General features: G+C 54.5%; 8 protein-coding genes and 3 tRNA genes. 6 read left to right on the forward strand and 5 right to left on the reverse strand.

All coding sequences use genetic code 11. The features are described 5' to 3' along the window. Positions 1–49: 49 nt before the first annotated feature. Both D9980_RS14640 and D9980_RS14645 read right to left on the reverse strand, forming a co-directional pair. A complete protein-coding gene (locus tag D9980_RS14640) occupies positions 50–967 on the reverse strand; it encodes a transcriptional regulator GcvA (protein ID WP_024484298.1) in 918 nt (305 codons plus the stop codon). Positions 968–1486: 519 nt separating this feature from the next. Beyond that, on the reverse strand, positions 1487–1711 hold the full coding sequence (locus D9980_RS14645) for a YgdI/YgdR family lipoprotein (RefSeq protein ID WP_121607679.1): 225 nt from the start codon (positions 1709–1711) through the stop codon (positions 1487–1489). A gap of 193 nt (positions 1712–1904) precedes the next feature. Between D9980_RS14645 and csdA the strand changes: the two genes are divergently transcribed. Next, the gene (csdA, locus tag D9980_RS14650; protein WP_121609026.1) at positions 1905–3110 is read left to right on the forward strand and encodes a cysteine desulfurase CsdA; all 1206 of its coding nucleotides are present in this window, start codon (positions 1905–1907) and stop codon (positions 3108–3110) included. Positions 3111–3129: 19 nt separating this feature from the next. Then, entirely contained in the window at positions 3130–3564 is a 435-nt protein-coding gene (gene csdE, locus D9980_RS14655) for a cysteine desulfurase sulfur acceptor subunit CsdE (RefSeq protein WP_024484295.1), read from the forward strand. On the opposite strand, the gene tcdA is transcribed toward csdE, so the two are convergent. Next, positions 3555–4361: a tRNA cyclic N6-threonylcarbamoyladenosine(37) synthase TcdA gene (tcdA, locus tag D9980_RS14660; protein ID WP_024484294.1), complete on the reverse strand. Its 807-nt coding sequence runs from the start codon at positions 4359–4361 to the stop codon at positions 3555–3557. The two genes, csdE and tcdA, sit on opposite strands and share 10 nt — an antisense overlap. Positions 4362–4492: 131 nt before the next feature. Beyond that, on the reverse strand, positions 4493–5632 hold the full coding sequence (mltA, locus tag D9980_RS14665) for a murein transglycosylase A (RefSeq protein ID WP_121607680.1): 1140 nt from the start codon (positions 5630–5632) through the stop codon (positions 4493–4495). A 237-nt stretch (positions 5633–5869) separates the two neighbouring features. On the opposite strand from mltA, the gene D9980_RS14670 reads away from it, so the two are divergent. The 3 genes from D9980_RS14670 to D9980_RS14680 all read left to right on the forward strand — a co-directional run bounded on the left by D9980_RS14670 (position 5870) and on the right by D9980_RS14680 (position 6228). Beyond that, positions 5870–5946: transfer RNA gene (locus D9980_RS14670), tRNA-Met, on the forward strand. A gap of 65 nt (positions 5947–6011) precedes the next feature. Then, positions 6012–6088 (forward strand) — tRNA-Met (locus tag D9980_RS14675). Positions 6089–6151: 63 nt separating this feature from the next. Then, positions 6152–6228: transfer RNA gene (locus D9980_RS14680), tRNA-Met, on the forward strand. 104 nt (positions 6229–6332) lie between these two features. On the opposite strand, the gene amiC is transcribed toward D9980_RS14680, so the two are convergent. Further along, positions 6333–7583: an N-acetylmuramoyl-L-alanine amidase AmiC gene (gene amiC, locus D9980_RS14685; RefSeq protein ID WP_024484292.1), complete on the reverse strand. Its 1251-nt coding sequence runs from the start codon at positions 7581–7583 to the stop codon at positions 6333–6335. Positions 7584–7811: 228 nt separating this feature from the next. Between amiC and argA the strand changes: the two genes are divergently transcribed. Continuing rightward, positions 7812–9137: an amino-acid N-acetyltransferase gene (gene argA / locus D9980_RS14690; RefSeq protein WP_121607681.1), complete on the forward strand. Its 1326-nt coding sequence runs from the start codon at positions 7812–7814 to the stop codon at positions 9135–9137. Positions 9138–9155 lie beyond the last annotated feature (18 nt).

Raw genomic sequence — 9155 nt, forward strand, 5'->3', positions numbered from 1 at the left:
TATTCACCTTAATCGAGATCCACCAGCCACAACGTCACCGCAGCCGGCCTTATTGTTCATAGCGAAAGCGGAACTTCTCCTGTTCGCTGGCCGCACGCGCCAAGATCCATTGGCGAAAGGCGGCTATTTTACCCAGTTCTGCCTGGCTGTCATGACATACCAGATAAAAAGCGTTTTTACTTACCAGCACATCGTTAAACGGGCAGACCAGCCGACCGGCTTCGATCTCGGTTTGCGCCATCACGTTGTTCACCAGAGCAATCCCCTGACCATGAACGGCTGCCTGAACCACCATGGCGCTATGGCTAAAGATTGGCCCTTGCTGCACGTTGATATGCTGTAACCCCAGTTGGCGGGTGTATGCCAACCAGTCGCGGCGTGAAGTATCATGCAGAAGCGTATGATAAGCCAGATCGCCCGGCACTTTCAGTGCATGATCGCCCATTAACAGGCTGGGAGAGCAAACCGGCAGCAGATATTCCGCATACAAACGCTCTGTGCGCACTCCCGGCCAGTTGCCACGGCCATAAAATATCGCCACGTCAACGTCATCCGCCAGCTTTTCTTCTTCGCGGTCAATGGCCTGGATACGTACATCGATCCCCGGATAAGCTGAGTTAAAGCTGGAAAGACGTGGCACCAGCCACTGAATGGCGAAACTGGGTGGCAGGCTGACGGTCAAAGCCCCCTTGGCACTGCGTGCCTGAAGCTTGCGTGTTGCCTCATTGATCGAAGAGAAAATCTCTTTGATATCCAGGTAATAACTCTGTCCCTCTTCCGTCAGCAACAGCGAACGGTTACGCCGTCGAAATAGTTTCAGCCCCAGGAAATCTTCCAGAGACTTGATCTGATGGCTGACTGCGGCCTGGGTAACAAACAGCTCCTCTGCCGCCTTGGTAAAGCTCAAATGGCGGGCTGCCGCGTCAAAAACCCGCAGAGCATTAAGAGGAGGGAGACGTTTAGACATGAATTAACCCTTTTGTATTGCAAACTGCGGCGTTGTCGGCTGAATGCGCCTTTAACGCCGCCAGGCTGTGCCGAACAGGGATGTTCAAATGCCGCGAGCGCAAGGATGCGCCTAAGCGGCCAATCTGCAATTCATCGGCTTTAGTTACATTTATGTAACAAATGGCCGCCGGGTTTCGCAAACGAGATCAGGCTGCACGATACATAACGCCACTAGCCCATCCGCGTGGACTATTGCCATTAGTTTTTTTAATCCGAGCCATTATAAATTGTCCGTTGAGCATGCGCCAGTAAATACCTATAGTGGCGACACTTCCTGGGCCGGAACGAAAAGGGATTGGGTGTCGAGGACGCCGATGAACTTTTGGCTTGTGGTTGTGATGTTGTGTTTGCAATTTGTCCGCCAATTCGGACATGGTAGCTAGGCTACTGTTTTTCACTTCCTGTACATTTACCCTGTCTGTCCATAGTGATTTTATGCAGCACCGCCAACTTCGCGGTGCTTTTTTTTGCCTGAAAATTACTGATTACCTTCGACCATCTCCTTCACATCGGCACGGTTAATCTGCTGCTCAACGCCGTTGGCATCTTTGTAGCTGATCATCCCGGTATCGTCGTCCACCTTGGGTTTTCCATCGGCGACAATGGTGCGTCCATCGCTGGTGTGCATGACGTAGTTGCTTGAGCAGGCTGCCAGGGTAAACGTGAGCATCAGGGCAGCGATAACTGCGGCTGTCTTGTTCATTTGTGACTCCTTGTAGATAAAAATGCTGTAAAACTCATTTCTGTTATTTAAGGGACTCATTCGAACGCCAATATTCAGCATAACAAACTTTCGTCAGATTTCCAGGAAACAGCGACAATTGTTCGGGATAACTTGTCTCTGACGGCAAAATAGGACAGGATCAATGGCTGACAAAGCCACTGATAATCAGCCGATGAAGCCTTTTGAGCCTACCTTGTTCCGCAGCCAGTTCCCGGCCCTTCAACAGGCGGGAATTTATCTGGACAGTGCCGCTACCGCGTTAAAACCGCAGGCGGTGATCGACGCCACGCAGCAGTTTTACAGCGCAGATGCCGCCACCGTACACCGTAGCCAACATCGTGCGGCTCAGGATTTGACCCAGCGCTTTGAGCAGGCACGCCAGCAGGTCGCTACCTTGATTAATGCCCCCGGTGCGGACGATATCGTTTGGACCCGTGGCACCACCGAAGCCATCAATCTGGTCGCGCAGAGCTATGCTCGCCCACGCCTGCAGCCCGGGGATCAGATCCTGGTTAGCGAGGCGGAGCATCATGCCAACCTGATCCCGTGGTTGATGGTGGCAGAACAGACCGGTGCCGAAGTGGTGAAGCTGCCGCTTGGCCCCGATCGCCTGCCAGATTTGACGCTGCTCCCTACGCTGTTGTGCGAGAAAACCCGCATTCTGGCCTTGGGACAAATGTCTAACGTCACGGGAGGCTGCCCGGATATCGCGCTGGCTATTGAGTTGGCTCATGCGGTCAACGCAGTAGTGATGATCGACGGCGCACAGGGCATTGTGCATTGCCCTGCCGACGTTCAGCGGCTGGATATCGATTTCTACGCCTTCTCAGCGCATAAACTCTATGGCCCAACTGGCATTGGTGCGTTGTATGGCAAAACCGCGTTGCTGGCCCAAATGGGGCCATGGCAAGGCGGGGGGAAAATGCTGACGCAGGCTTCTTTCAGCGGCTTTACGCCACAAAAACCGCCGCACTGTTTTGAGGCCGGTACGCCGAATATTGCCGGAGTGCTGGGGCTGGGTGCCGCGTTGAGCTGGCTGGAAACGCAGGATATGGCCGCCGCCGAGCAATACAGCCGCGCCCTGGCGCAAAATGCCGAACAGCGTTTGCAGCAGTTACCCGGATTTCGCAGCTTCCGCAGTTCCGGCTCCAGCCTGCTGGCCTTTGATATCGCCGGGATCCACCACAGTGATATCGTCACCCTGTTAGCCGAACAGAACATCGCGGTACGCGCGGGCCAACACTGCGCCCAACCTTTGATCGCCGCATTAGGGGTCAGCGGAACGTTACGTGCGTCATTTGCGCCTTATAACACGCCGCAAGACGTCGATGCTCTGGTGCTGGCGTTAACTAATGCCATCGAATTACTGGCGGAATAAGATGCAAAATGGAGAACCGATGCTTGCCCCTCACCCTTTTGGCCGTGAAATCACCGCCGAGACGCTGATAACAACCTTCAGCGCGCTAAAACAGTGGGAAGACCGTTACCGCCAACTGATCATGCTGGCGAAACGCTTGCCATCGCTGGCGGCCGATCTGCGGCAAACGGAGATGGAGCTGAGCGGTTGCGAGAACCGGGTCTGGTTGGGGCACCAGAGGTTGGCTGATGGAACACTGCATTTTTATGGCGACAGCGAAGGACGCATTGTGCGCGGCCTGCTGGCGATCCTGCTGACCGCAGTCGAAGGCAAAACGCCGCAGCAGGTCTTAGCTATCGATCCTTTGGCACTGTTTGATAGCTTGGCGCTGCGTGCCCAGCTCAGCGCCACCCGAGCCAGCGGCCTGGCAGCCTTGGCGGCCAGGGTGCACGCTATCGCTGCCAGCTATGCCTGACGTGCCGCCTTTGCCACCATCTTCTTCAACGCGTGGGAGACGGCAATAAAGCCAAAGGTCGCGGTGACCATGGTCGCCGCGCCAAAACCCGCGCTGCAATCCATTCTCTTCGGCCCTTCTGCGGTACTGCGCGAGGCACACACTGAACCATCAGGCTGCGGGTATACCAGCGGCTCGGTGGAGAAGACGCAGTCGATCCCCAGCTTGCCTTTGCTGTTTTTCACCACGTTAAAGTCGTTCTTCAACCTTTCGCGCAGTTTGGCTGCCAGTGGATCCTGAATAGTTTTGGCCAGATCGGCCACGGCGATCTGCGTAGGATCAATCTGCCCACCGGCACCGCCGGTAGTGACCACCGGGATCTTGAAACGGCGGCAATAGGCCAACAACGCCGCTTTGGGCCGCACGCTGTCGATCGCATCAATCACATAGCTGAAATTATGATTCAACAACTCGGCGACGTTATCTGGGGTAATAAAGTCATCTACGCAGGTCACCCGGCATTCCGGGTTGATCGCCAGGATCCGCTCTGCCATCACTTCGGTTTTCGACTGGCCAACATGCTGGCGCAAAGCATGGATCTGCCGATTGGTGTTGGTGACGCAGACGTCATCCATGTCGATCAGGGTGATCGCACCAATGCCGGTGCGTGCCAACGCTTCAGCCGCCCATGAGCCGACCCCGCCAATGCCGATCACACAAACGTGCGCCTGGGCAAACAGGGCCAATGCCGATTGGCCGTACAGGCGTGCCGTACCGCCAAAACGCTGTAGATAGGCCTCTGAATAGGCTGTACTCATTTCTCTTTACTTACCTTGGTTGCAAATAGTCAGGGCCGGAAATCCGGCCCTGAGGACGCTCATAAACCCACCGGAATCACAACGTTAGGCGCTGCTTTGCGGGCGCAGCATGCAGCGCCCCTACGGTCGAACTAATCCAGCTGGGAACCACTCGAGGTGGTCAACGGTTGATTGGCACTAAACAGCTGTGCCCCAGGATTACCGCCTTTCAATACCCAGACCCGGCCATAGTGATTATAGAACCCTGCCGAGTGTCCGGCTTCTGGGCCAATCCCCTGGTACATATCAAAGTGCTGGCCCTTGATGGCACCGCCCACGTCAAGGGCAACCATCAGGCGCATTTCATATTTTCCCGTGAACTTGCCCTTGTTGTCCAGTAGCGGGACTTCTGCCAGCAACGTGGTACCGGCCGGGATCAGGGAGCGATCGGAAGCCACGGAGGCTTTGGCAATCAACGGCACCGCGCTGGCCCCTTTCACCGGAGCAAAAGGCACCGGGTGGAAGAACACGAACGACGGGTTTTGCTCCAGCAGTTCGCGCACCTCAGCTTCGCTGTGGGTATCCGCCCACTGGCGAATGGCTTGCATGGACATATCGGCCTTGGCCACTTCACCGCGATCGATCAGCACCTTGCCGATACTGCGGTAAGCATGGCCGTTCTTGCCGCTATAACCAAAGAACACCAATGGCTGGCCATTGCCGAAATCGACATAGCCGCTGCCCTGCACTTCCATCATGAAGTTATCCATCAGGGAGTTGGTGTAAGCAATGATGTAACGGCTGTCCAGCGCCCCTGAGTAAATACCGGCACGATCCGGCAGGCGACGCTTACCTTTGGCTGGCATGCTGTACAGCGGGTAGCGGAATTCGCCCTGCTGGGTATAGCGCGCCTGCAGCACCGGGGTGTAATAGCCGGTGAACTGGACGTTGCCATAGCTATCTACGCCTTCCATCTGATAGGCGCTGAGGCCGAACTGGTTCAGTTGGCGCGTATCCGCCCCCGCCGCCATCCAGTTTTGCACTGCCTGATAGGTGGAGTTATTGCGGTTAAACAGCGACGGCGAAGCGTACTTAATCTCCATCAGCTGGTTAGAGTAATCCTGGCCGTTGATCGGGGCGCCTCTGGCATTGGGACGATTCACCAACTCCAGCGACTGATCCAGATGACCATCTTTATACTGCTGCCCACGGTCGGTCGGTTTTGACGAACAACCGGCCAGTACCGCAACCACTAACCCACCGAGCAGGTATTTGCCCCAACGTCCTTTCATTGCACACTCTCTCAGACTGATATGTTCCATACCCAATGGATACGGGTAAACTGGCTGAACGATAACAAACGGCTATAGATAAAGGAATCGCTACCGCTAAAAATTCCCAGCCAGATGATTATGATGAAAAAAAACGCAAATTGGGGACTAATTCAGCATATAAATGGCTTTCGGTGAATTATATGCAAAAAGGGTTTGCAACAAAATGCCTGGAGAGTATAGTGCGCTTCCATCGGACGCGGGGTGGAGCAGCCTGGTAGCTCGTCGGGCTCATAACCCGAAGGTCGTCAGTTCAAATCTGGCCCCCGCAACCAACCGATACTGTGATAACGGTATCAAAAATGTGTTGGATTCGATGAAAGAAAAGGTATTATACGGACGCGGGGTGGAGCAGCCTGGTAGCTCGTCGGGCTCATAACCCGAAGGTCGTCGGTTCAAATCCGGCCCCCGCAACCAACCGATACGGCAATGGCGGTATCACATGAAGGGTTGGTTCGATAATATCAGTATCAAGACGGACGCGGGGTGGAGCAGCCCGGTAGCTCGTCGGGCTCATAACCCGAAGGTCGTCAGTTCAAATCTGGCCCCCGCAACCAATCTTGATTACATCAGACAAGCACCTTAACGGGTGTTTTTTTGTATCTGAATTTCCCCTACCTTCCCAATTAACCACACCGCCCTTCCTTGGGCTACGCCTGGTTTAACGCCGTGCCAATGCGCCACCGTTGGCGAAATAGGCTTTGATCCCGGCCAGAATAGATTGCGCCACCTGCTGCTGAAAATGGCTGGTGCGCAGCTTGCGCTCTTCTTCCAGATTGCTGATAAACGCCGTCTCCACCAGGATCGACGGGATATCCGGGGCCTTCAATACGGCGAAGCCGGCCTGATCGACACGATTTTTGTGCAGGCGGTTAATTTTACCCATCCGGTTCAGCACTTCCTTACCGAACTTCAAACTGTCATTGACGGTGGCGGTCTGCAATAGATCGAACATGGTGTGATCCAGGTAGCGATCGCCACTCTTGCTGACCCCGCCGATGTCGTCGGCGGCGTTCTGGGTTTGCGCCAGAAACTTGGCGGCGTTGCTGGTGGCCCCTTTGGTAGAAAGCGCAAACACCGAGGAACCGCGTGCCGAACGGTTGCTGAAAGCATCGGCGTGGATCGAGACAAACAGATCGGCCCGCTGCTTACGAGCTTTGGCTACGCGCACCTTTAATGGGATAAACACGTCTTCATTGCGCGTCATAAACACTCTCATGTTGGGTTCGCGTTTGATCAGCGCACTGAGACGACGGGCAATCTGCAACACAATATCTTTTTCACGGGTTTTGTTTTTGCCAATAGCCCCCGGATCTTCACCGCCGTGCCCAGGATCGAGCATGATCACAATCGGCCGATCGCGCCCAGCCTTACCGGCTTGCGGTGCTTCTGCCGGTAACGTCCGCTCCAGATCGCCCTTGTTGTAATCTTCCAGTAACGCCAACAGCGGATCATATTCTTCACCGCTGCCCCCCTTGGTTGGATAAAGATCCATCACCAGGCGGTTGCGGTATTCGGAGACGGGTGTCAGGGTAAACATATTTGGGCTGACGCTTTGCTTGAGTTCCAGCACCAGCCTGACGGTATTCTTGTCGAACTGGCCGACCCGCGCCTGTTTCAGATAGGGATCTTCTTTGCGCACCTGCCCGGCAATCCCTTTAAGCACGCTATTCAGCTGTACCCCTTCCACATCCACCACGATGCGCTCTGGATTGGTCAGGGCAAACTGTTTGTATTTCAGTGGAACATTGGATTCCAGCGTGACTCGGGTATAGGTCGAGGAAGGCCAGACACGGACGGCAATCACATGAGAAGCAGCGGCGAAACCAACGCGACTCACACTCAGCAACCAGGTTGCGGCAACCCCCTGCAACAAACGACGGCGACCCGGATTGTGATTAGAGTTAGGCATGCGGCTCCGGTAAAAATAACGATTAAAAAAACAGCAAAAAAAAACAATGGCAAAAACTTTACCCAATCCATTCACCGCTGTCATCAGAAAATCTTTTTATGATCTTTCAATTTATTAATCAGTTAGCACATTTGTCAGAAAAATCACTCTCATTTCCTACTTGCCTTTGGCGCAATAAAAGAATAAAAATACAAAAATACCGTATAAATATGCAAATGAGGTCTTGCCGTGAAGGAACGTAGTACAGAGCTGGTGCAAGGATTTCGTCACTCAGTTCCCTATATCAATACTCACCGTGGCAAGACCTTTGTCGTCATGCTGGGTGGCGAAGCTATTGAACATGAAAACTTTTCCAGTATCGTCAATGATATCGGGCTGTTACATAGCCTGGGCATTCGTTTGGTGGTGGTCTACGGTGCGCGGCCGCAGATTGACGCCAATCTGGCGCAGCATAACTACGAGCCGATTTACCATAAGCATACCCGGGTGACCGACGCCCATACGCTAGAGTTGGTCAAGCAGGCCGCTGGCTTGTTACAGCTGGATATTACCGCACGACTTTCCATGAGCCTGAATAACACCCCATTGCAAGGGGCGCACATCAACGTAGTGAGCGGCAACTTTATTATCGCTCAACCGCTGGGCGTGGATGATGGCGTCGATTATTGCCATAGCGGCCGTATACGCCGTATTGATGAAGAAGCCATTCATCGCCAACTCGACAGTAAGGCCATCGTGCTGATTGGCCCGGTGGCGGTATCGGTAACTGGCGAGAGCTTTAACCTGACCTCGGAAGAAGTCGCTACCCAGTTGGCAATCAAGCTGAAGGCTGAGAAAATGATCGGCTTCTGTTCATCACAAGGGGTGACCGATGCGGAAGGCAATATCCTTTCCGAACTGTTCCCCAACGATGCGCAAAAACGCATTGAGCAGTTGGAAGAGACTGGTGACTACCATTCCGGCACCGTGCGCTTCCTGCGCGGCGCGGTAAAGGCCTGCCGCAGCGGGGTACGCCGCAGCCACCTGATCAGCTATCAGGAGGATGGTGCACTGGTACAGGAGCTGTTTTCACGCGACGGTATCGGTACCCAAATCGTCATGGAGAGCGCCGAGCAGGTACGCCGGGCAACCATCAATGATATCGGTGGGATACTCGAGCTGATCCGCCCATTGGAGCAACAAGGGATTTTAGTCCGCCGTTCGCGCGAACAGTTGGAAATGGAGATCGACAAGTTCACGATTATCGAACGCGATAACCTGACCATTGCCTGCGCGGCGCTCTATCCGTTCCCGGAAGAGAAGATTGGTGAGATGGCCTGCGTGGCGGTGCATCCGGATTACCGCAGTTCGTCACGGGGCGAGATGCTGCTGCAGCGGGTAGAAAGCCAGGCGCGCCAGATGGGGCTACAGAAGCTGTTTGTGCTGACCACACGCAGCATCCACTGGTTCCAGGAGCGCGGCTTCACTCCGGCGGAAGTCGACGTGCTGCCGATGCAGAAGCAGGCTTTATATAACTACCAGCGCCGCTCGAAGATCCTGTTGGCCGATCTTTGACTTACCCTAGCTAACCCA

It is taken from the genome of Serratia sp. 3ACOL1 (genome assembly GCF_003668775.1).
In the GTDB taxonomy this organism is placed as follows: domain Bacteria; phylum Pseudomonadota; class Gammaproteobacteria; order Enterobacterales; family Enterobacteriaceae; genus Chania; species Chania fonticola.

Coding starts and splice junctions, on each gene's coding strand:
- D9980_RS14640 (WP_024484298.1), bottom strand. CDS start 967: ATGTCTAAACGTCTCCCTCCTCTTAATGCTCTGCGGGTTTTTGACGCG.
- D9980_RS14645 (WP_121607679.1), bottom strand. CDS start 1,711: ATGAACAAGACAGCCGCAGTTATCGCTGCCCTGATGCTCACGTTTACC.
- csdA (WP_121609026.1), top strand. CDS start 1,905: ATGAAGCCTTTTGAGCCTACCTTGTTCCGCAGCCAGTTCCCGGCCCTT.
- csdE (WP_024484295.1), top strand. CDS start 3,130: ATGCTTGCCCCTCACCCTTTTGGCCGTGAAATCACCGCCGAGACGCTG.
- tcdA (WP_024484294.1), bottom strand. CDS start 4,361: ATGAGTACAGCCTATTCAGAGGCCTATCTACAGCGTTTTGGCGGTACG.
- mltA (WP_121607680.1), bottom strand. CDS start 5,632: ATGAAAGGACGTTGGGGCAAATACCTGCTCGGTGGGTTAGTGGTTGCG.
- amiC (WP_024484292.1), bottom strand. CDS start 7,583: ATGCCTAACTCTAATCACAATCCGGGTCGCCGTCGTTTGTTGCAGGGG.